The 20685-nt window shown below is 47.1% G+C and carries 20 protein-coding genes and 1 other annotated feature; of the genes, 16 read left to right on the forward strand and 4 right to left on the reverse strand.

Features of this window, described 5'->3' with window-relative positions:
* Positions 1-6 precede the first annotated feature (6 nt).
* Entirely contained in the window at positions 7-324 is a 318-nt protein-coding gene (locus BKD12_RS08750) for a DUF1540 domain-containing protein (RefSeq protein WP_070088947.1), read from the forward strand.
* Positions 325-440: 116 nt separating this feature from the next.
* On the forward strand, positions 441-1361 hold the full coding sequence (gene metA / locus BKD12_RS08755) for a homoserine O-acetyltransferase MetA (RefSeq protein ID WP_070088948.1): 921 nt from the start codon (positions 441-443) through the stop codon (positions 1359-1361).
* Between the two features lies 1 nt (position 1362).
* On the opposite strand, the gene BKD12_RS08760 is transcribed toward metA, so the two are convergent.
* Positions 1363-2571, reverse strand: a complete 1209-nt coding sequence (locus BKD12_RS08760; protein WP_070088949.1) for an ion transporter — start codon at positions 2569-2571, stop codon at positions 1363-1365.
* A 586-nt stretch (positions 2572-3157) separates the two neighbouring features.
* Between BKD12_RS08760 and BKD12_RS08765 the strand changes: the two genes are divergently transcribed.
* The 11 genes from BKD12_RS08765 (at position 3158) to BKD12_RS08815 (ending at position 15580) form a co-directional block, all read left to right on the forward strand.
* Positions 3158-4552, forward strand: a complete 1395-nt coding sequence (locus BKD12_RS08765; RefSeq protein ID WP_070088950.1) for an alanine/glycine:cation symporter family protein — start codon at positions 3158-3160, stop codon at positions 4550-4552.
* A gap of 86 nt (positions 4553-4638) precedes the next feature.
* Positions 4639-4884 (forward strand) — a binding site (T-box leader).
* 133 nt (positions 4885-5017) lie between these two features.
* Positions 5018-6034, forward strand: a complete 1017-nt coding sequence (locus BKD12_RS08770; RefSeq protein ID WP_070088951.1) for an ABC transporter substrate-binding protein — start codon at positions 5018-5020, stop codon at positions 6032-6034.
* A gap of 19 nt (positions 6035-6053) precedes the next feature.
* Positions 6054-6935 (forward strand): ABC transporter permease, encoded by an 882-nt coding sequence (locus BKD12_RS08775; protein WP_070088952.1) that lies wholly within the window; start codon positions 6054-6056, stop codon positions 6933-6935.
* Complete coding sequence (locus BKD12_RS08780; protein ID WP_070089464.1) at positions 6928-7701, forward strand: ABC transporter ATP-binding protein; 774 nt, start codon at positions 6928-6930, stop codon at positions 7699-7701. Before BKD12_RS08775 ends, BKD12_RS08780 begins: the two co-directional genes overlap by 8 nt.
* Before the next feature lie 15 nt (positions 7702-7716).
* On the forward strand, positions 7717-8235 hold the full coding sequence (locus BKD12_RS08785) for a dCTP deaminase/dUTPase family protein (protein WP_070088953.1): 519 nt from the start codon (positions 7717-7719) through the stop codon (positions 8233-8235).
* 106 nt (positions 8236-8341) lie between these two features.
* Entirely contained in the window at positions 8342-9715 is a 1374-nt protein-coding gene (locus BKD12_RS08790; RefSeq protein ID WP_070088954.1) for a spore germination protein, read from the forward strand.
* 59 nt (positions 9716-9774) lie between these two features.
* Positions 9775-10638, forward strand: a complete 864-nt coding sequence (locus tag BKD12_RS08795) for a DegV family protein (RefSeq protein ID WP_070088955.1) — start codon at positions 9775-9777, stop codon at positions 10636-10638.
* A gap of 14 nt (positions 10639-10652) precedes the next feature.
* Positions 10653-11321, forward strand: coding sequence for a B3/B4 domain-containing protein (locus tag BKD12_RS08800; protein WP_242872747.1), 669 nt, complete (start codon positions 10653-10655; stop codon positions 11319-11321).
* A 179-nt stretch (positions 11322-11500) separates the two neighbouring features.
* On the forward strand, positions 11501-11968 hold the full coding sequence (locus BKD12_RS08805) for a MarR family winged helix-turn-helix transcriptional regulator (RefSeq protein WP_070088956.1): 468 nt from the start codon (positions 11501-11503) through the stop codon (positions 11966-11968).
* On the forward strand, positions 11965-13698 hold the full coding sequence (locus tag BKD12_RS08810; protein WP_070088957.1) for an ABC transporter ATP-binding protein: 1734 nt from the start codon (positions 11965-11967) through the stop codon (positions 13696-13698). The genes BKD12_RS08805 and BKD12_RS08810 overlap by 4 nt, the downstream gene beginning before the upstream one ends.
* Entirely contained in the window at positions 13691-15580 is a 1890-nt protein-coding gene (locus tag BKD12_RS08815) for an ABC transporter ATP-binding protein (protein WP_070088958.1), read from the forward strand. Before BKD12_RS08810 ends, BKD12_RS08815 begins: the two co-directional genes overlap by 8 nt.
* A gap of 76 nt (positions 15581-15656) precedes the next feature.
* On the opposite strand, the gene BKD12_RS08820 is transcribed toward BKD12_RS08815, so the two are convergent.
* The gene (locus BKD12_RS08820) at positions 15657-17012 is read right to left on the reverse strand and encodes a sodium-dependent transporter (RefSeq protein WP_070088959.1); all 1356 of its coding nucleotides are present in this window, start codon (positions 17010-17012) and stop codon (positions 15657-15659) included.
* Between the two features lie 353 nt (positions 17013-17365).
* Here BKD12_RS08820 and infC point away from each other — a divergent pair, with 353 nt between their 5' ends.
* From infC to rplT, 3 genes are read left to right on the forward strand one after another with little or no spacing between them, the layout of a single operon-like run.
* Positions 17366-17860: a translation initiation factor IF-3 gene (gene infC / locus BKD12_RS08825; RefSeq protein WP_070088960.1), complete on the forward strand. Its 495-nt coding sequence runs from the start codon at positions 17366-17368 to the stop codon at positions 17858-17860.
* Between the two features lie 31 nt (positions 17861-17891).
* On the forward strand, positions 17892-18089 hold the full coding sequence (rpmI, locus tag BKD12_RS08830) for a 50S ribosomal protein L35 (RefSeq protein ID WP_006441630.1): 198 nt from the start codon (positions 17892-17894) through the stop codon (positions 18087-18089).
* Between the two features lie 34 nt (positions 18090-18123).
* Positions 18124-18480, forward strand: coding sequence for a 50S ribosomal protein L20 (gene rplT, locus BKD12_RS08835; RefSeq protein ID WP_070088961.1), 357 nt, complete (start codon positions 18124-18126; stop codon positions 18478-18480).
* A 118-nt stretch (positions 18481-18598) separates the two neighbouring features.
* Here rplT and BKD12_RS08840 read toward each other — a convergent pair whose 3' ends face one another.
* Positions 18599-19180 (reverse strand): response regulator transcription factor, encoded by a 582-nt coding sequence (locus BKD12_RS08840; protein WP_070088962.1) that lies wholly within the window; start codon positions 19178-19180, stop codon positions 18599-18601.
* On the reverse strand, positions 19167-20588 hold the full coding sequence (locus BKD12_RS08845) for a sensor histidine kinase (RefSeq protein WP_070088963.1): 1422 nt from the start codon (positions 20586-20588) through the stop codon (positions 19167-19169). Before BKD12_RS08845 ends, BKD12_RS08840 begins: the two co-directional genes overlap by 14 nt.
* Between the last annotated feature and the right edge of the window lie 97 nt (positions 20589-20685).

The raw sequence follows: 20685 nt of genomic DNA on the forward strand, positions 1-20685 counted from the left end.
AATATGATGCCGGAACTGAAATGTACGGTACAGACATGTACGCATAATGTAGATTACTACTGCAGCCTTGACCACATTACGGTGGGAGGAAATTCGGCAAAGCAGGCGGAGGATACCTGCTGTGACAGCTTTGAGAAGCGTAAAAGCAACACCACCAGCAATACGATGGCGGACGCTTCTTCCTTCAGCAGCATCGACTGCAAAGCGCAGAACTGCATGTATAATGAAGGGTGCCAGTGCCATGCCGGAAAGATCAGTGTAGAGGGCGGAGGCGCCTGTCGGTGCCAGGAAACAGCCTGTGCCACGTTCCAGAAAGAGTGTTAATGCAAATGGGGACGGGGGATTTTTGAAAATCCCCCGTCCCCATTTGAGTGTTGACGGTATTTTGCCGGAAGGGTATAATAAATTTAATGCTCTAATGAAAAGAAGGAGAATCGATTATGCCGATCAGAGTACAGAATGATCTTCCGGTCAAGGAAATACTGGAAAAAGAAAATATATTTGTGATGGACGAGCACCGGGCGACGCATCAGGATATCCGGCCCATTAAGATCGGGCTTCTGAACCTGATGCCGTTAAAGGAGGATACGGAACTTCAGATCCTGCGCTCTTTGTCCAACACGCCGCTGCAGGTGGACGTGACGTTTGTGATGGTCTCTTCACACACATCGAAAAATACGCCCACCAGCCATCTGAATAAATTTTACTATAAGTTTAGTGAGATCAGAGAGAGAAAATTTGACGGATTCATTATTACCGGTGCCCCGGTGGAACAGATCCCTTTTGAAGAGGTGGATTACTGGGAAGAGCTTAAGGAGATCATGGAATGGAGCAAGACGCATGTGACATCTACCCTGCATCTTTGCTGGGGAGCCCAGGCCGGTATGTATTATCATTACGGAATAAATAAAGCGCCGCTGGAGGAGAAGGTGTTCGGTGTCTTCTGGCACAAGGTGCTGAACAGGAAGATCCCACTGGTAAGAGGCTTTGACGATGTGTTTCTGGCGCCTCATTCCCGGCATACCGAAACACCGATTGAAAAGGTGCGTGCCGATGACCGTCTGACGATCCTGGCGGAATCAGAAGAAGCGGGGCTTTTCCTTGCCATGGCAGGAGGAGGCCGTCAGATCTTCGTGATGGGGCATCCGGAATATGACCGGGTGACGCTGGATCAGGAATATAAAAGAGACCTCTCCAAAGGCCTTAAGATCCGGATGCCGGAAAATTATTATCCCGAAGACGATCCAAAGATCCGCCCCCTGCTTACCTGGCGGGCCACAGCCAACAACCTTTATACCAACTGGCTGAACTATTACGTGTATCAGGTGACCCCTTACGACCTGTACGGGACGCCGTTTTAAACTAAAGATCAATATCCTCGGCATCAGACATATGGGCCTGGGTATAAATGATAACCACATCCCCTTCGCGAAGGATCATCTTCCCGTTGGGGATCAGTACTTTTTTCTGGCGTTTTACGAGGACCACGATGGAGTGGCGGGAAATGTTAAGATCACGGATCCTTTCACCGATCCAGGGATGACTGCGCTGAAGGACCAGTTCTTTTAATTTGATCCGTTCCTTGGGATCATGGAAGGATTCGGCGCCAAGGATCAGGACATCGCCGGCGCGCAGCATCATATTTCCCCGGGGGACCAGGATCTTATACTCCCGCTGGATGGCGGCGACAATGATCCGGTCCGGGAGATGGAGCTGATGGATAGTGTGGTCTATCCATTCGTCCTGCTCGGAGAGCGGAAGACGGATGAAATGAATATCGCTTTCCTGGCCATATTCGCTGATACGCTTGATCCGGGAATACTGGTCGACGAATCCGGCGGATATAATACCGGTAGGGATAGCGACCATGCCCACACCCAGAAAAGTAATAAAGATGCCAAACATTTTCCCGAGAGTGGTTACAGGATAAATGTCCCCGTATCCTACGGTCAGCAGGGTAGAGGCGGCCCACCAGATTCCGGAAAAGGCATTCTGGAATACTTCGGGCTGTGCTTCGTGTTCCAGGCTGTACATGCAGAGACTGGAGCCGAGCATCAGCATCAGGATGATAAAGACGGAGGACATCAGCTGCTGTTTCTTCCCTGCAATGACTTCTCCGATCACGTTCAGCGAATCATAATAGGAGTTGATCCGGAACAGGCGGAAGATCCGGATGATCCGGAGCATCCGGAATGCAACGGCACCTGAAGGGAAAAATATTGGCAGGTAGTGAGGAAGGAAACATAAAAGGTCTACCACACCGGTAAAGGACAAGACGTATTTCCGGATGGCGAGAGGCTGGGACAGTTGTGGATAGAGATATTTGGCGGTCCAGACTCTTAAGATATAATCGACGAAAAAGAGAGCGACGGTCGCTTCGTCAAGAGTGACCAGGAGCTCTCCATATTTATATTTCAGATCATGAAAGGTATACATGATGCTGGTTGTCAGGTTTAAAAGAATACAAAATGCGTTGAACAGATCATAGGCTCTGCTGGGATAATCGTACTTTGTACCTACCTCGATAATTTCAAACACACGTTTTCTGCGCTTTTCCCACTGCGGACTCATAACTGCTTCCTCCCGAAATCTGTCAAGTCTTTTTCCCATTGTACTATAGCCATGGCAGATTTTCTATTCTTATTGTTTTGGCTCTATTCTTGAATAGACAGAATTTTGAAGAAACAAGATATGCCAGGATATGAATAAAGACTTAGAGAACGTCATAGAATGTATCAGGAAAATTGTTCGTAAAAAAGTACTTGCGTAAATAAGCTATATATGTTAGTATGCACCTGTAGAAAAACAAGATATTGTGCAATATAGATAAAACTCCGAAGAAGGAAAACTTCCGGAGTTTTTTTGTTTTCTATTCAATATGCAGAAAATTCAAAACAAAGCAATAGTTATATAATTAACAATCTTGAAATGTAAAGAAAAATCTTAATATTTTAGTGAAAATGACGAATAACATGTCATTTTTGTAACGAATATTGAAATTTTCAATACATTCATGTAGAATAGAACCTAGGTAAATGGAAGTCAGGAAAACCATGGAAGGAGGTATCGTTTTCCTGCTGAATGTGTAACGAAATTCCAACAAAGATGCATGTGAAGACCAAGGAAAAAAAGAAGAGAAAAAGGGGGAATTGATTTTATGATGGACGCAATTAACAATGTTGTTACGACTGTGAATGGTGTCGTTTGGGGCTGGCCAATGATCATCCTGCTTTTGGGAACACATATTTTCATGACGTTCCGTACAGGATTTATTCAGAGATATTCCATCTCCAGAGGTATCAAGCTTTCTGTTACACGAGATCCTGAGGCGGAAGGAGAAGTTTCCCAGTTCGGTGCACTGACAACGGCTCTGGCGGCTACCATCGGTACCGGTAACATCATCGGTGTAGGTACAGCTATTGCAATGGGCGGACCCGGAGCGGTTCTGTGGATCTGGCTCAGTGGTGTATTTGGAATCGCTACCAAATATTCAGAGTCACTGATCGCTGTAAAATACAGAGTAAAAACAGAAGACGGCCGTATGCAGGGCGGTGCCTTCTATGCACTGGAAAGAGGACTGAACATGAAATGGCTCGGTATGCTGTTTGCGATCCTGGCAGGTCTTGCATCCTTCGGTATCGGATGTGCAACTCAGGTAAACGCGATCGCAACAGTTGCCAATGAGAACTTTAATATTCCGCCGGCAGCAGTTGGAGTTGTAATCGCAGTTCTGACCGCGATCGTTATCTTTGGCGGTATTAAATCTATCGCAAGCGTATGTGAAAAGCTGGTGCCGTTCATGGCAATCTTTTATGTACTGGGATGTATCGTTATCCTGTGCATGAACTATGATTTTATTATCCCGGCGATCGTAACGATCTGCAAGCTGGCCTTCACACCTGGCGCGGCAGCAGGCGGTCTGGTTGGTACCGGTATCCTGATGGCAATGCGTTTCGGTATTGCGAGAGGTCTGTTCTCCAATGAATCTGGTATGGGTTCCGCTCCTATCGCAGCGGCAGCCGCACAGACCAGAAACCCGGTACGTCAGGCACTTGTTTCCTCCACAGGTACTTTCTGGGATACAGTAGTTGTATGTCTGATGACAGGCCTTGTACTCGTAACCACTATTATGAAGAACCCGAATATCAATGCAGATGAAGTATCTGACGGCGGTGTTCTTACTTCTCTGGCATTCGGACAGATTCCGGTACTCGGACCGGTGATCCTGACGCTTGGTATTATCACCTTTGCATATTCCACCATTCTCGGATGGGCATATTACGGAGAGCGTTGTGTGGAATACTTTGCAGGAAGATTTGGAAAGGGTATTCTGATTGGTTACCGCTGTCTGTATATTGCAGTTGCAGTGATCGCACCGGTAATCGCACTGGATCTGGTATGGCTGATCGCGGATACGCTGAATGCATTTATGGCGATACCGAACCTGATAGCAGTCCTGCTGCTTTCCAATGATATTGTGCGTGAGACGAAGAAATACATTAATAATCTGGATATGAAGGACGAGACACCTGTCCCGGTTATTAAGAAATAGGAAGTCGGAAAAGATCATATTTCAAAACTTTGTCTTGACAAATGTACTTTGTTGAATTAAAGTAGTAAGCGTAGATAATCAAAAATTAAAAACCGTTGAGAAAGAAGAGTAGCTTATCCGGAGAAATCAAAGAGAGCGGCAGGCGGTGGGATTGCCGTATGGATCTGATGAGTGAATGGGCTTTTGAGGGCGGCCTGAAATCATAGGAGAGTATGGCTTGTCGGGAACCGAACCCGTTATCAATCAGGAGTGTATGTTAGTACATGAGAAAAGTGGACGATTCGTCAATTTGAGTGGTACCGCGATGATATGTAAATATTACCGCCTCAAACCTGGAGTTTGAGGCGGTTTTTTATTACATAATATCTTGAGGACGCGGACATTCAAAATATTTTCTCTCCTAACAATGTACGGCTGATGGCAGAGTGCAGACCGTACCTAAAAAAGAGAAAAGGAGACAAAATCATGAAAAAGAAATTAGTAGCAGGACTTTTAGTAACGGCAATGGCAACAGTAATGGCAGCAGGGTGCGGCAGTGATTCCGGCTCTTCAGGCGACGGACAGGCAAGCTATACCATTGGTATCGAGCAGTTTGCGGAGCACGGGTCTTTGGATAACTGCCGGGAAGGCTTTCTGAAGGGACTGGAGGCAGAAGGAATCGTAGAGGGCGAGAATCTGACGGTGGATTATCAGAACGCAGCGTCTGATATGGGAACAGCGGGACAGATTTCAGACAGCTTTGTGTCAGACGGTGTAGACATGATCTGTGCGATTGCGACACCGAGCGCTCAGAGTGCATACAATGCGGCAATGGATTCTGATATTCCGGTAGTCTATACAGCGGTTACGGATCCGGTGGAAGCGGAACTGACAGATGAAGATAATATGCCGGTAGGGAACGTGACAGGGACTTCCGACAAGCTGCCGATCGAAGAACAGCTTAAAATGATCCGGGAAATCCTGCCGGATGCAAAGACGCTGGGGATCATGTACACTACCAGCGAGGCCAACTCTATTTCTGCCATTGAAGAATATGAAGAGCTGGCAGGCGACTATGGATTTGAACTGGTGACCACGGGCATCTCTACTACGGCGGATGTGTCTCTGGCCGCGGATGATCTTTTAAGCCAGGTAGACTGTATCACAAATCTGACGGATAATACAGTTGTTGCGTCTCTTCCGACCATCCTGGAAAAAGCAAATGAAAAGAATATTCCGGTGTTTGGAAGTGAGATCGAGCAGGTAAGGATCGGCTGTCTGGCGGCAGAAGGCATTGACTATATCGCACTGGGAGAACAGACAGGCAAGATGGCGGCGCAGATCCTGAAGGGCGAGAAAGAGGCTTCTGAGATGGAATGTGAAGTCATTACTGAGCCGGGATTCTATGTGAATACCAAGGTGGCGGAAAATCTTGGCATCACCGTTCCGGAAGAGTTAGCATCATCTGCTGTAGAAAGCTTTGATGAGATTACGGCAGAATAGAATTTAGGGAGGCATTTTCATGAGCTTTTTCATCACGATACTTGAACAGGGACTGATCTATGGAATCCTGGCGCTGGGCGTGTATATCACATATAAGATCCTGGATTTTCCGGATCTGACCGTAGACGGAAGTTTTCCGCTGGGGGCGGCTGTGACGGCTGCTTTGATCACCCGGGGAGTGAATCCGTATCTTACTCTTCCGGCCGCCTTTCTGATCGGCGTGCTGGCTGGAGTGTGCACGGGTCTGATCCATGTAAAAGGGAAGGTAAGGGACCTGCTATCCGGAATCATTATGATGACGGCGCTGTGGTCCATTAACCTTTATATTGCCGGAACCTCCAATGTTCCGCTTTTTTCCCAGGAGACAATCTTTAAGAATGATTTTATTGAGAGTGTCATTCCGGATGGGATGTCCGGGTATACAACGCTTCTGCTGATTCTGATCCTTACGGTGATCTGTAAGGTAGTGCTGGATCTGTATCTGAAGACAAAATCCGGATTTCTCCTGCGCGCGGTGGGAGACAATCCTGTGCTGGTTACGTCTCTGGCCAAGGATCAGGGAAATGTGAAGATCCTGGGGCTTGCGATCGCTAACGGGCTGGTGTCCCTGGCAGGCTGCGTGTTTGCCCAGGAGGAGAGAGTGTTTGAGATCTCCAGCGGTACCGGAGCCATTGTCATTGGCCTGGCGAGTGTGATCATCGGAACCAGCCTCTTCCGGAAGGTAACCGTGCTGAAGGCAACAACAGCGGTGCTGATCGGATCCATCATCTATAAGGCCTGTGTGGCAGTAGCGCTCAGGAGCTTTGAACCGCAGGCGATGAAGCTGATCACGGCAGTACTGTTCCTGATCATTCTGCTTATCAGTATGGAAAGAAAGAAGAAGGTGAATGGAAATGCTTGAATTAAAGGGAATCCATAAATATTATAATCCCGGTACGGTCAATGAGATGTGTCTGTTCCGGGGATTTGACCTGAAAATCGAACAAGGAGAATTCCTTTCTGTTGTGGGAAGCAACGGTTCGGGCAAAACCTCCATGCTGAATATTATCTGTGGGAGCATCCCGGCGGAATCAGGGCAGATCCTGATGGGAGGAAAGGACATTACGAAGGAGAAAGAATTCCAGAGAAATGCAAGGATCGGCCGGGTATATCAGAATCCGGCTATGGGAACCTGTCCTACAATGACGATCCTGGAAAATATGTCTCTGGCGGACAATAAAGGAAAGATCTACGGCCTGGGAAGAGGAACCAACAAGGCCAGGATCGAGTTTTACAGGGAGCAGCTTAAGCAGCTGAATCTGGGGCTTGAAGATAAGCTGGATGTAAAAGTGGGCGCCCTTTCCGGAGGACAGCGCCAGGCAATGGCGCTTCTGATGTCTACCATGACGCCCATCGAATTCCTGATCCTGGATGAACATACAGCCGCTCTCGATCCGAAGACGGCGGAGCTGATCATGGAGCTGACAGATAAGATCGTAAAGGAAAAGAACCTGACAACGATCATGGTTACCCACAATCTGCGGTATGCGGTGGAATATGGAAACCGCCTGATCATGATGCATGAAGGGAATGTGATCCTGGATAAAAAGGACGAAGAGAAAAAGCAGATCTCGGTAGAGGATATCCTGACACTCTTTAATGAGATCAGTATTGAATGTGGAAATTAGAGGAGAGGCAGATCTATGGCTAAAAGAATCGCACAGTTTGAAAAAGTCAGCTTCGGACAGTTTAAGGAGGGCTTTTTTGATACCTTCGGGCAGACAGAGGAGGAGAAGCTGCAGGAGATATACGAAGAGATCAGACTGCCAAAGCGGGCAACCGCCGGCTCTGCAGGGTATGATTTCTATACACCGGTACCGCTGACGGTCCGTCCTGGTGAGACGGTAAAGATTCCGACTGGGATCCGGGTGAAAATGGACCCGGACTGGGTGCTGAAGTGTTACCCGAGAAGCGGACTTGGTTTTAAATACCGGCTCCAGCTTAATAATACAGTGGGGATCATTGACAGTGATTACTATGGATCTGACAACGAAGGCCACATTTTTGCGAAGCTTACCAATGACAGTAAGGAAGGAAAAGTGGTGGAGCTAAAGGCCGGTGCAGGCTTTATGCAGGGAATTTTCGTAGAGTACGGGATTACGGTAGATGACGATGTGACTGAAGTCCGCAATGGAGGTTTTGGAAGTACGTCAGACAGATAAGTACAGCAAGAGAAATTGAATGAAGAGGGAAAACTCCGGCAGGTATAATTTCCACGTGTCTGGACACCCTATCCGATAGGAGTACAGGGTGAAGGAGGATGGAATGATGTCGGAGAACAAAGCAGAGCAGAGAAAAGTATCTGCTTCCAGGGAAGACAATGCCGCGTATATGAACAAGGTCCTGCCGGTGCAGGAAAGTTTTGACGTGATCCAGAGGGATATGCTGATAGGCGGCAGAATGTCTTCCTTTTATTTTATAGACGGATTTACCAAGGATGAGGTAATGCTAAAGATCATGGACTCCATGATGAAGGTGAAGGAGGAGGAAATGCCTGCCGATGCAGCGCAGTTTACCAGAACCTGTGTGCCCTATGTGGAGGTAGAAGTGCTGGAGGACTATGATGCGGTGCTCCGGGGCGTACTCTCCGGCGTGACCTGCCTGTTTATCGACGGGTATGAGGGCTGTATCGCCATCGACTGCCGGACCTATCCGGCGAGGAGCGTGGATGAGCCGTCTAAGGACAAGTCTCTTCGGGGATCAAGAGACGGATTTGTGGAGACCATTGTATTTAATACGGCACTGATGCGCCGCAGGATCAGGGATCCGCGGCTGGTCATGGAAATGCTGGAGGTGGGAGACAGCTCCCGTACGGACGTGGCTGTATGCTATATGAAAGACAGGGCGGATCAGGAGCTCCTTCATAACGTGATCAGCCGTATCAGGAAGATAAAGGTGGGAGATCTGCGGATGAACCAGCAAAGCCTGGCGGAGTGTCTGTTCCGGCGCAAGTGGTACAATCCTTTCCCGAAGTTTAAATATACAGAGCGGCCGGATACAGCGGCAGCCTGTCTCCTGGAGGGAAAGGTGGTGATCCTGGTGGACAACTCGCCGTCTGCTATGATCCTTCCTACTTCCATTTTTGACATTATTGAGGAGGCGAATGACTACTATTTCCCAACCCTGACTAATGTATATCTTAAATTTGCCAGAGGACTGATCACACTGATGACGGTTTTCCTGACGCCGGTATTCCTGTTGTTTATGCAGAATATACAGTGGCTTCCGGAAAGCTTTGCGTTCGTGGCTGTGAAAGAAAGTGTTCATGTGCCTCTGATCTTTCAGCTCCTGATGCTGGAAATTGCCATTGATGGTCTCCGGCTTGCGGCTATGAGTACTCCCAGCATGCTGAGCACGCCTTTGAGCGTGATCGCGGGTCTTGTGATGGGAGAGTTCTCAGTGCAGTCCGGATGGTTCAATTCCGAGGTGATGCTGTATATGGCTTTTGTGGCTGTGGCGAATTACACTCAGCCGAATTTTGAGCTAGGGTATGCCCTGAAATTTATGCGGCTGGAACTTCTGGTCCTGACTGCGGCCTTTAACTGGATCGGCTTTATCATCGGCTGTGCGATCATTATTTACAGTATTTGTTTTAACAAGACTTTGTCCGGTCGGAATTATCTCAATGTAAAATTGAATTGACAGAAAAAGAATGGTATAATAGGAAGGAAAAATGGATGCAATACGAGGAGGAGAACCATATGGGAGAATATATCATTACCGTAAACAGTACTGTTGATTTGCCGAAGGAGTGGCTGGAGGAAAGAAATGTGCCGGTTATTCCTCTGAAATATACCATTGATGACCAGACCTATGACGACATGAACGGATTGTCTGCAAAGGAATTTTTCCAGAAGCTGAGAGATGGAAAGATGGCGACTACAACTCAGGTGAATCCGGAGCAGGCAAAAGAGGCGTTTGAACCGTTTTTGAAGGAGGGGAAGGATATCCTGCACCTGGGATTCTCTTCCGGATTAAGCGGTACATATAACAGTATGCGGATTGCCGCAGAGGATCTGATGGAAGAGTATCCGGACCGGACGATTATCGTGATCGATACTCTGTGTGCGTGTCTGGGTGAAGCCCTGCTTTTGTACTATGCCCTGAAGAAGAAGGAAGAGGGAATGGATATCCGGGAGCTGGCTGCATGGGTGGAGGAGCATAAGCTTCATATCTGCCATGACGTGACCGTGGACGACTTAAATCATCTGCACAGAGGAGGCAGAGTTTCAAAGGCGACTGCCGTTGTGGGAACGATGGTCAAGATCAAACCTATCATCCACATGGATAATAACGGAAAGCTCCAGGTGGTCGGCAAGGAAAGAGGCCGGAAGAAGTCTTTGAATAAGATTGTAGATATGGCAGCAGAACAGGCAAAGGGCTGGGAGAATGATATTATCATGATTACGCACGGAGACTGCCTGGAGGATGCGGAGTATGTGGCGAAGCTGGTGCGTGAAAAGATGGGAATTGACAATATCCTGATCAATAATATCGGTACGGTAATCGGAAGCCATACCGGCCCTGGCGTGGTGGCAGTGTTCTGTATGGGCAGCGAGCGCTAACAAAGGAGAAAACGGTGAGAAAAGAGTTAAGAATTGATGAAGAAATGAAAAAGCTCTGGCCGGCTACCAGAGTGGGATGCCTGCAGTATAGAGTGAAGGTGGAAAAGAAAAATGAAGAATTGTGGAAGTATCTGAAAAAGGATATTTTCCGGAAAACAAAGGATGAGATCTTTGACTATGGTGTAAACGAAATCCCCAATATTAAAGAGTCCCGGGCGGCGTATAAAGCGTTTGGAAAGGATCCCAGCCGTTACCGCGTGTCTTCAGAAGCGCTGATCCGCCGGATCGGCCAGGGGAAAGGGCTTTATGAGGTCAATACGGTGGTAGATGTAAACAATCTGATCTCCATCGAGTCTGGTTTTTCGGCCGGCTCTTATGACGTGGAAAAGCTTGGCGACAGACTGGTATTCCGCATTGGAAAAAAAGGAGAGACCTATCAGGGAATCGGAAAAGATGAGGTAAATATCGAAGCGCTGCCGGTCCTCTCTGACGAGGAAGGAGCGATAGGCAGTTCTACCAGCGATTCCAGACGGGCAATGATCACGGAAGACGCAAGGGAGGTTCTGACGCTGATCTATTCGTTTTCGGATAACCAGGATCTTGAGAAGGCAATGGAATCGGGCAAAAAGTACCTGGAAGCCTATGCCAAAGCGGAAGATATCCAGGGATGGATTGTGGAATAAAAGAGAAAATATGTAAAAGGATGGGAAATTTTTGGAGATTTTCCATCCTTATTTTTGCTGTTTTTGGGGATAAAAATCTCCGAAAAAGGAGTTGACAATCGGTGGAAAGAAGCATAGTATAATATTGTTAGTTTCCGAACTGTTAGAGATCGAATGAATATGACAGGGGTGATAAAAATATGGGAAAACATGCGGGAAAGTGGATCAATCGCGTATCCCATCAATTGAAAAGGCAGATGCTCTGGCCGGATGAGCCGGGAGATCTAACGATTTTGCAGAAGAGTATTCTGCATTTTATTTTGTTTGAAACTATGCAAAGGGATCTGTATCAGAAAGATCTGGAGAAGGAATTTAAAGTCCGCCGGTCGACGGCCTCGGAAAATCTCCGCCTCCTGGAAAAGAAAGGATATCTTTACCGGGAATGTGCCAAGGAAGATGCCAGGCTGAAAAAGATCATTCCCACAGAAAAGGCAGTGTGCTTAAGAGGACAGCTTCTTAAGTCCATTGAACGGACGGAGGAACGGATCCGGCAAGGGATCCCGGAGGAGGATCTTAAGGTCTTTTTTCGGGTGCTGAAGCAGATTTCCGCTAATTTGAGCTCCTGGGAGGAAGAAAATAAAATGGGAAAGGAAGAGATAGAGCGATGAATCGGAAGTTATTACAGTCTGTAAGAGAATATAAAAAGCAGGCATTTATCGCACCGGTCCTGGTGGCCCTGGAGGTGCTGATGGAAGTGCTGATCCCGCTTCTCATGGCGAATATCATTGACGTAGGGATCATGAACGGCGATATGGGGTATATCGTCAAAATGGGAGTTTTGCTGGTTATTATGGCGATGGTCGCATTGTTCTTCGGAGCTAAGGCAGGGCAGGTAGCCGCGGTGGCGGCTGCCGGATATGCCAAGAATCTGCGGCATGATATTTTTTATAAGATCCAGGATTTTTCTTTTGGAAATATTGACCATTTTTCAACATCCAGTCTGGTGACCAGGCTGACCACGGATATCACAAACGTGCAGATGGCATTTATGTTTTCTATCAGAATGCTGGCCAGAGCGCCGATCATGGTCGTGCTGGCATGGATCATGACCGCTACGATCAATCTGGAGATCGCGTTTCTTTTGCTGGTGACAATCCCGATCCTGGGAGGAGCCCTGATCTTTATCGCAAAGAAAGCGCATCCTCATTTTATTGCGGTATTTGACGAATATGACGTACTGAACAATACCGTACAGGAAAACGTGAATGCGGCGAGAGTGGTAAAGGCCTATGTAAGGGAAGACCATGAAAACGAAAAATTCAACAAAATATCTCTTAAAGTATTTGAGCTTTTTACAAAGGCGGAAAAGATCGTGGCATGGAACGCACCTATTATGCAGTTTGTCATGTATGCGGTGGTCCTGTGCCTGGTGCTGATCGGCGGGGAAAGTATCATTACCGGAGATATGCAGACGGGAGAACTTACCAGTATCATGGTATATGCCATGCAGATCCTGATGTCTCTTATGATCGTTACCTTCGTTTTTGTGCAGATCATGATCGCGGAGGCCTCGTCTGACCGTATCCGCGAAGTGCTGGAAGAGGTGCCGGAGATGGAAGACGAGCCGGGAGCTCTGACTGAGGTGGCGAATGGAGATATTGACTTTGAACACGTAGATTTCAGCTATGCAGGTGAGGGAGGAAATCTTTCGCTGAAAGATGTCAGCCTTCACATTAAAAGCGGACAGATCGTGGGGATCATTGGCGGTACGGGAAGTGCCAAGTCTACACTGGTGCAGCTGATCCCGAGGCTTTATGACGTGGTCGGCGGAAGTGTGAAGGTCGGAGGAGTGGATGTGCGCAGGTACAATCTGGAAGCGCTTCGGGACCAGGTGTCTATGGTGCTGCAGAAGAATGTGCTGTTTACCGGAAGCATCTATGAAAATATCCGCTGGGGAGATGAAAACGCCAGCAATGAAGAGGTGCAGAGAGTCTGCAGACTTGCGCAGGCGGATGGATTTATCCAGGAATTTCCGGCAGGATACAATACGATGATCGTAGAAGGCGGCAACAACGTGTCCGGTGGACAGAAGCAGAGGCTGTGTATTGCCAGGGCACTTCTGAAAAAGCCGAAAATACTGATCCTGGATGACTCAACCAGTGCGGTGGACACCAGAACAGACGCACTGATCCGCCAGGCGTTCCGGGAGGAGATTCCGGATACGACAAAAATCATCATCGCACAGAGAATTTCTTCTGTGGAAGATGCAGATATGATCATTGTTATGGAAAACGGAGAAATCAATGGTATCGGCACTTCGGAGGAGCTGCTGAAGACCAATGCGATCTACCGGGAAGTGTATGAATCACAGCTGAAAGGAGGAGAGGACGATGAGTAATCAGGGAAAACCAAAGGTTACCAGGGGCACGATCGAGACGGCAAAACGGCTGCTTGGATATGTGACTAGTACTTATAAAGTGCAGTTTATCCTTGTGCTGATCTGTATTCTGATTAGTTCGGTTGCCAGTATATCTGTATCCTTATCACTGCGTTTTCTGTTGGATGACTTTATCATCCCTCTGATCGGGAAAAAGAACCCGGACTATTCGGAACTTTATATGGCGCTTACCGTGCTGGCATGTATTTTCATGGCGGGAGTGCTGGCTTCGTTCCTGTATACCCGTCTGATGGTTGTGATCGGCCAGGGTGTTTTGAAGAGAGTCAGAGATGAAATGTTTGAGCATATGCAAAAGCTGCCGATCCGGTATTTTGACCAGAATACCAACGGATCCATCATGAGTTTGTATACTAACGATACGGATACGCTGCGACAGATGATCAATCAGTCGATTCCGCAGGTACTGATGTCTGCATTTACGATCGTGGTTACTTTTATCGCAATGGTGGCATTGAGTCCGATCCTGACGCTCCTTGCGGTGCTGGTGATCGGAGTGATGATCCTGGTGGCGAAATTTATCGGAGGAAACAGCGGAAAATATTTTATCCGGCAGCAGCTGGATCTGGCAAATATTACTGGTTTTGTGGAAGAGCGGATGAACGGACAGAGAGTCGTGAAAGTATTCAACCATGAAAGAAAGTCGGAGCAGGAGTTTGACGTACTTAATGAAAAGCTGTATGAGAGTGCGGCGAATGCCCATACGTTTGCCAGTATCATGGGGCCGGTCATCGGAAACATCGGGAATCTTCAGTTCGTGCTGACGGCAGTGCTGGGAGGGTTCCTGTCCGTCATGGGAATCGGCAATATTACGCTGGGTGTTATGGCGTCCTACCTGCAGTTTACCAAGAGCTTTACGCAGCCTTTCATGCAGGTGGCTCAGCAGTTTAATGCGATTGTTATGGCACTGGCGGGAGCGGAACGGATCTTTGCTCTTATGGACGAAGAGCCGGAGAAAGATGAGGGTTATGTGACGCTTGTGAATGCCAGAAGGGATGAAAACGGGGAAATTGTCGAGTGCAGGGAACGTACCGGCATGTGGGCCTGGAAGCATCCGCACCAGGCAGACGGCACGGTGACATACACAGAGCTGAAGGGCGATGTAAGATTTTATGATATGTCCTTTGGCTATGAGCCGGACCACATGGTCCTTCATGACCTGACATTGTATGCGAAGCCGGGACAGAAGCTGGCCTTTGTAGGTTCTACGGGGGCAGGAAAGACCACCATTACCAACCTGATCAACCGTTTCTATGATGTACAGGACGGAAAGATCCGCTATGACGGTATTAATATCAATAAGATCAAAAAGGCAGATCTGCGCCATTCTCTGGGCATTGTGCTGCAGGATACCCATCTGTTTACCGGAACGATCATGGAAAATATCCGGTACGGCAAGCTGGACGCGACAGACGAAGAAGTCTACAGCGCGGCAAAGCTGGCCCATGCAGATCAGTTCATTAAGATGCTGCCAAATGGCTATGATACCATGCTGACCGGGGACGGAGAGGAGCTTTCCCAGGGACAAAGACAGCTTCTGGCTATAGCAAGGGCTGCTATTGCAGACCCGCCGGTATTGATCCTGGATGAGGCAACATCCAGTATTGACACCAGGACAGAGAGCATTGTCCAGCAGGGAATGGATAACCTGATGAAGGGGCGTACAGTCTTTGTCATCGCCCACAGGCTTTCTACCATCCGGAACAGTGATGCGATCATGGTGCTGGAGCATGGACGGATCATCGAAAGAGGCGATCATGAGGATCTGATCGCACAGAAAGGAACGTATTACCAGCTGTATACCGGAAAACTGGAACTGTCCTAGAGAAGTGAAAGGGGACAGGGGCAAACGCAAATGGGGACGTACACTTTTGCAAAAAGTGTACGTCCCCATTGTACATTTACAGTTTAAACCATCCCATGGCATTTGCCACGGAGCTTACCAGGATCAGGATCAGGAACACGGGTGTGATCCATTTGATCATGACGGTAAACAGTTTCTCGCCGACGAATTTGCCATTGCTTCTTCGAACTTCCTCGGAGATCGTTTTTGGACCGACGAAGAAGCCGACGAAGATGCAGGTGAAGAAAGCTACGATCGGCATCATGACGCTGTTGCTTATGAAATCCATGATATCCAGGATGGTCATGCCTGCCCAGGTAATGAAGGAAAGCGGGCCGAATCCCAGAGAGGACGGAATTCCCATTACAAGAGCCAGGACTGCAACAAAGATGCAGGCGGATCTCCGGCTCCAGTGGAATTTATCCCGGAAAATGGATACAATGGTTTCCATCAGGGAGATGGAAGAAGTCAGCGCCGCAAAAATGACCAGCAGGAAGAAGGCTGCACCTACAGCGTTTCCAAACTGCATGCTGTCAAACACTTTCGGCAGTATGACGAACATCAGGCTTGGACCGCTCTGCAGGATCTTAGGATCTCCGCCGGAAAAGACGAAGACCGCCGGGATAACCATAAGGCCGGCCAGAAAAGCGATCGCGGTATCAAAAATCTCGATCTGCCGGACAGAGCTTTCCAGATTTGTGTCCTTTCGCATATAAGAACCATAAGTTACCATGATACCCATGGCCAGAGACATAGAGTAGAAGAGCTGTCCCATGGCAGCCAGGATTGTTTTGACAGAAACATCCGCCATCTGCGGTTTTACATAATAAGCAAGACCGTCCATAGCGCCATTAAGTGTCAGGCAGTAGACAGAGATGCCGATTGCAAGAAGGACAAGGATCGGCATCATGAATTTGCTGACCTTCTCAATACCCTTCTCTACGCCAAGAAGGACGATGACAGCAGTTACGCCAAGGAAGATCAGAAACCATCCAAGAGGCTCGAATGTGCCGCCGACGAAACCTGTAAAATAGTCGTCTCCGGCTGCGGCAGATGCTCCGCCGGAAAGGAATACGAAAAAGTATTTGATGACCCATCCGCCGATGACAGAATAATAGGGAAAGATAATAATCGGAACAAGTGCGGCCAGGATCCCCAGGAAGCCGAAACGAGAGTCCAGGGATTTAAAGGCGCCGATAGCGCTAAGACCTGTTTTGCGTCCGATGGCAATTTCTGCGATCATCAGAGAAAAGCCGAAGGTGACTGCCAGGATCAGATAAACCAAAAGGAATGTGCCGCCTCCGTACTGCGCCGCCAGATATGGAAAACGCCAGATATTTCCAAGGCCGACGGCAGAACCGGCTGCCGCGAGGACAAAGCCAAGCTTGCCGGAAAAACTGCTTCTGTTATTCATTTGTAAAACCCTCCTCAATGTACTTGTAATACGTTTCTCTTTGTAGTATGATAACAACGCATGTTCTTCTTATTATATAGAAAGAGAGCCCGATGTACAAGAGATAAAATTAACAGAATTTTAGCAAAAAAATCTTATTGACAGAAGGGGAAATGTATGATAAGATAACATACGTATGAAAAAGAAAGTAGAGTATCCACTCTCACCATAGCACAAGCGGGTGACTATTGGTTGATATTGTGTAGAAAAATGTATCTTTTATGATAGCGTTTTTTGTGCTGATATGCAAGTGGATAGTCTCGAACTGTTCACTTATTTTTTTGTGATGGAGGTACAGGACAATTAGCGAGTTAATGATCAACGGGCAGATCCGTGACAAAGAGGTCCGGGTAATTGGAGAAAACGGAGAACAGATAGGGATTATGTCGCCCAGGGAAGCTATGAAGATTGCACAGGAAGCGGAACTGGACTTGGTGAAGATCGCCCCGAAGGCACAGCCTCCGGTATGCAAGATCATCGATTATGGAAAATATAAGTATGAACTTGCAAGAAAAGAAAAAGAGGCGAGAAAGAAACAGAAAACGGTGGAGATCAAAGAAGTGCGCCTTTCACCGAATATCGACACCAATGACCTGAACACCAAGGTCAACAATGCAAAGAAATTTATCAGCAAAGGCAATAAGGTAAAAGTCACACTGCGTTTCCGCGGACGTGAAATGGCCCATGTACAGCAGAGCAGACATATCCTGGACGATTTTGCAAAAATGCTGGAAGACATGGCGGTCGTTGAAAAGGCACCGAAGCTGGAAGGCAGGAACATGAGCATGGTTTTAACTGAAAAACGTTAAAAATACATTTCATTTTAAGGAGGAGCTTATTATGCCAAAAATCAAAACAAATAGAGCAGCTGCAAAGCGCTTCAAAAAGACAGGTACAGGAAAGTTAGTTAGAAATAAAGCTTACAAGAGCCATATCTTAACTAAGAAATCTACCAAGAGAAAAAGAAATCTTAGGAAACCTACAGTTACAGATGCAACAAATGTAAAGAACATGAAAAAGGTATTACCGTATCTGTAAGATATCAGTGAGGATAGAAGGAGGAAAATAAGAGATGGCAAGAATTAAAGGCGGATTAAACGCAAAGAAGAAACATAACAGAACTTTAAAACTGGCAAAAGGATATAGAGGAGCACGCTCCAAACAGTACAGAGTAGCTAAGCAGTCTGTCATGAGAGCACTGGCTTCTTCCTACGCAGGAAGAAAACAGCGCAAGCGTCAGATGCGTCAGCTGTGGATCGCACGTATCAATGCGGCTGCAAGAATGAACGGTCTGTCCTACAGCAAGTTCATGCACGGCCTGAAGCTGGCTAATGTAGACATGAACAGAAAAATGCTGGCTGAGATGGCTGTTAATGATAAAGAAGGCTTTACCGCACTGGCAGAGGCTGCAAAGGCAAAGCTTGCTTAAGTTTAAAAGATAGAGTAAACCAGAGGAACCGGGACAAATATGTTCCGGTTCTTTTTATATGTCAATTGGGGACGGGGGATTTCTGAAAATCCCCCGTCCCCAATTGACATATCTGAACTCACGGCTGGAAAATATGGAGGAGCTCGTGTTGATTTTTCAGTCTCAGCTTTTTAAAGATTGCTGTTTTTTGATTAGCGATCGTTTTTTCTGATGACAGTATCTCCACATCTCTTCCAAGCATCATATCAAAAACAGTCCTTTCGGCGCTGGAAAGCTCCTGAAGAATCAGTTCCTGGATAAAACGTTCCTGAACGGTGGTTCCCGCTGCGGTTTCACGGATGATCTCACAGAGATTCCGGCACTGGCTTTTAAAGATATACCCGGATGCAAAAGACTCCTTACTGGCGGAAATGACGATCGACGGTTCCTCAAAGGATGTCAGAAGAAGTACCTTTGCATTGGTGGAAAGCCGGATTTTTCTGGAAACGCCGATTCCGTCCAGCTGGTTTCCGGAGAGGTTGAGATCGGTCAGCACGATATCCGGATTTAGGGACCGTGCCAGTTCCAGACCGGCCAGAGCTGTTTCTGCGTAGGTGCAGAAGTGGATATCCTCTGTGTGTTCAATGGTATTCCGGATCAGATATACAAAATCAATATCATTCTCAATCAATAAAATACGTATTTTATTACAGATTTTCATCAGATACAGCCTCCCTCTTCCGGATTCTTTTTGCAGGAAAAGAAAGAGTGAAACTGCTCCCGGCATGGGGAGTACTTTTCACTTCTATAGATCCGGCGTGTTTTTCCATGATTTTCATACAGTAAGGAAGCCCCAGACCGAAATTGGTTTCTGTGGCCTTGGTCGTATAATAGGGCTCAAAAATGTGCCGGAGGTGTTCTTTCTCCATACCGATTCCTGTGTCGCAGATCGTGATCAGATATTTTTTCCTTCTGCTGTCGATATAGTCGGTAATATAGATCTCCCCTTTGTTTCCGGAAATGCGAAGAGCGTCTACAGCATTTGCGATTAAATTATGAAAGATTTCATGCAGAAGCAAAGGGTCGCAGTACAGCAGTATTTCCTGGTTCAGGTGACAGGTCAGGGTGTTTCCGTCCAGGACTGAATCGGAAGAGTAAAAGGGATATAGAGAATCGGGGGAGACCCAGGACTCTACAAGTGTGAGCTGCTGGGAGTATTTTTTAACCCTGTCACAGTAGTTCTGGATACCAAGCAAAGAACGTTCCATAATCTCAAACTCCGGAGGAAGATCACCGCTGTCTTTTAAAACATGCTGTTTCAGATTTGAAATACACCAATTCAGCTTTACAGTATAATTCTTTAACATATGTACAGTCAGTTCAGCGTTTCTGTTGACAAATTCATTCCCGGAATCCCAGGTGAAATTTTCAATATTCAGCTTTAGACCCATAAGCCCCTCTTTGCTTGCAATATACAGGTAAAGAATTACGCAGATAAACAGGATCAATACATTTCCCTGCCAAAGCTTGAAGTATCTTGTGAGCATCAGCGGATGGACAATGAAGATTGTAGCCAGCCAATACATCAACGGTGGAAGGATGATAATGGAAACAAGGATCTTTTGCTTTTTAGCAGTATGATCCTGTTCCTTTAGGATAGCGCCAATGAACAGGAACGTAGAGACTGCTCCCAGTATCAGATTGTAGGTGCTTAGAAAATACCAAAAAGAGGGATCTTCTGTCTGATGGATGCGGAATTCCAGCGGGGGAAATCGTAAAGACAGCAGAAGAATGCAAAAGGCAGAACCAATCTGAAATCCGTAATAGACACGGGGGCGATGCTGCGGCAGTCCGGCAAAATTCATGGCAAACACTACGCAGGCGGCCATGGCAAAGTCATACAGCATCCAGGTCATCACAGAATAGATATCATCAGCGGCACGGGCGGAAATCAGATCCTGTGCCTGCAGATATGGAACTATGTTATAGTAAAATAATTCCTTCAGGATACCGAGAGACAGGAGCAGACCTGCGCAGACACACCACAGATTTGTCCGGTTGTTTTTCCCGGAAATATATACCAGAAAGATAAAAAAAGCCAATATTATGATATAGATCAGATTAATCATGTTCCCACCTCATATCCATTATCATTTATTATAGCATGCATCGCTGCCGGATGAATCCCAAAAAGTTTGGGAACGCAAAAACAATAGAATATAATAC

The organism is Merdimonas faecis, assembly GCF_001754075.1.
Lineage (GTDB): Bacteria > Bacillota > Clostridia > Lachnospirales > Lachnospiraceae > Merdimonas > Merdimonas faecis.

What these genes read in the sequence shown, in the direction of transcription:
- BKD12_RS08785 (WP_070088953.1), top strand. Translation starts at nt 7,717, where the DNA reads ATGGCTAAAAGAATCGCACAGTTTGAAAAAGTCAGCTTCGGACAGTTT.
- BKD12_RS08750 (WP_070088947.1), top strand. Translation starts at nt 7, where the DNA reads ATGCCGGAACTGAAATGTACGGTACAGACATGTACGCATAATGTAGAT.
- metA (WP_070088948.1), top strand. Translation starts at nt 441, where the DNA reads ATGCCGATCAGAGTACAGAATGATCTTCCGGTCAAGGAAATACTGGAA.
- rplT (WP_070088961.1), top strand. Translation starts at nt 18,124, where the DNA reads ATGGCAAGAATTAAAGGCGGATTAAACGCAAAGAAGAAACATAACAGA.
- BKD12_RS08810 (WP_070088957.1), top strand. Translation starts at nt 11,965, where the DNA reads ATGAATCGGAAGTTATTACAGTCTGTAAGAGAATATAAAAAGCAGGCA.
- BKD12_RS08845 (WP_070088963.1), bottom strand. Translation starts at nt 20,588, where the DNA reads ATGATTAATCTGATCTATATCATAATATTGGCTTTTTTTATCTTTCTG.
- infC (WP_070088960.1), top strand. Translation starts at nt 17,366, where the DNA reads ATGATCAACGGGCAGATCCGTGACAAAGAGGTCCGGGTAATTGGAGAA.
- BKD12_RS08775 (WP_070088952.1), top strand. Translation starts at nt 6,054, where the DNA reads ATGAGCTTTTTCATCACGATACTTGAACAGGGACTGATCTATGGAATC.
- BKD12_RS08765 (WP_070088950.1), top strand. Translation starts at nt 3,158, where the DNA reads ATGATGGACGCAATTAACAATGTTGTTACGACTGTGAATGGTGTCGTT.
- BKD12_RS08795 (WP_070088955.1), top strand. Translation starts at nt 9,775, where the DNA reads ATGGGAGAATATATCATTACCGTAAACAGTACTGTTGATTTGCCGAAG.
- BKD12_RS08770 (WP_070088951.1), top strand. Translation starts at nt 5,018, where the DNA reads ATGAAAAAGAAATTAGTAGCAGGACTTTTAGTAACGGCAATGGCAACA.
- BKD12_RS08805 (WP_070088956.1), top strand. Translation starts at nt 11,501, where the DNA reads ATGGGAAAACATGCGGGAAAGTGGATCAATCGCGTATCCCATCAATTG.
- BKD12_RS08815 (WP_070088958.1), top strand. Translation starts at nt 13,691, where the DNA reads ATGAGTAATCAGGGAAAACCAAAGGTTACCAGGGGCACGATCGAGACG.
- BKD12_RS08820 (WP_070088959.1), bottom strand. Translation starts at nt 17,012, where the DNA reads ATGAATAACAGAAGCAGTTTTTCCGGCAAGCTTGGCTTTGTCCTCGCG.
- BKD12_RS08780 (WP_070089464.1), top strand. Translation starts at nt 6,928, where the DNA reads ATGCTTGAATTAAAGGGAATCCATAAATATTATAATCCCGGTACGGTC.
- rpmI (WP_006441630.1), top strand. Translation starts at nt 17,892, where the DNA reads ATGCCAAAAATCAAAACAAATAGAGCAGCTGCAAAGCGCTTCAAAAAG.
- BKD12_RS08760 (WP_070088949.1), bottom strand. Translation starts at nt 2,571, where the DNA reads ATGAGTCCGCAGTGGGAAAAGCGCAGAAAACGTGTGTTTGAAATTATC.
- BKD12_RS08840 (WP_070088962.1), bottom strand. Translation starts at nt 19,180, where the DNA reads ATGAAAATCTGTAATAAAATACGTATTTTATTGATTGAGAATGATATT.
- BKD12_RS08790 (WP_070088954.1), top strand. Translation starts at nt 8,342, where the DNA reads ATGTCGGAGAACAAAGCAGAGCAGAGAAAAGTATCTGCTTCCAGGGAA.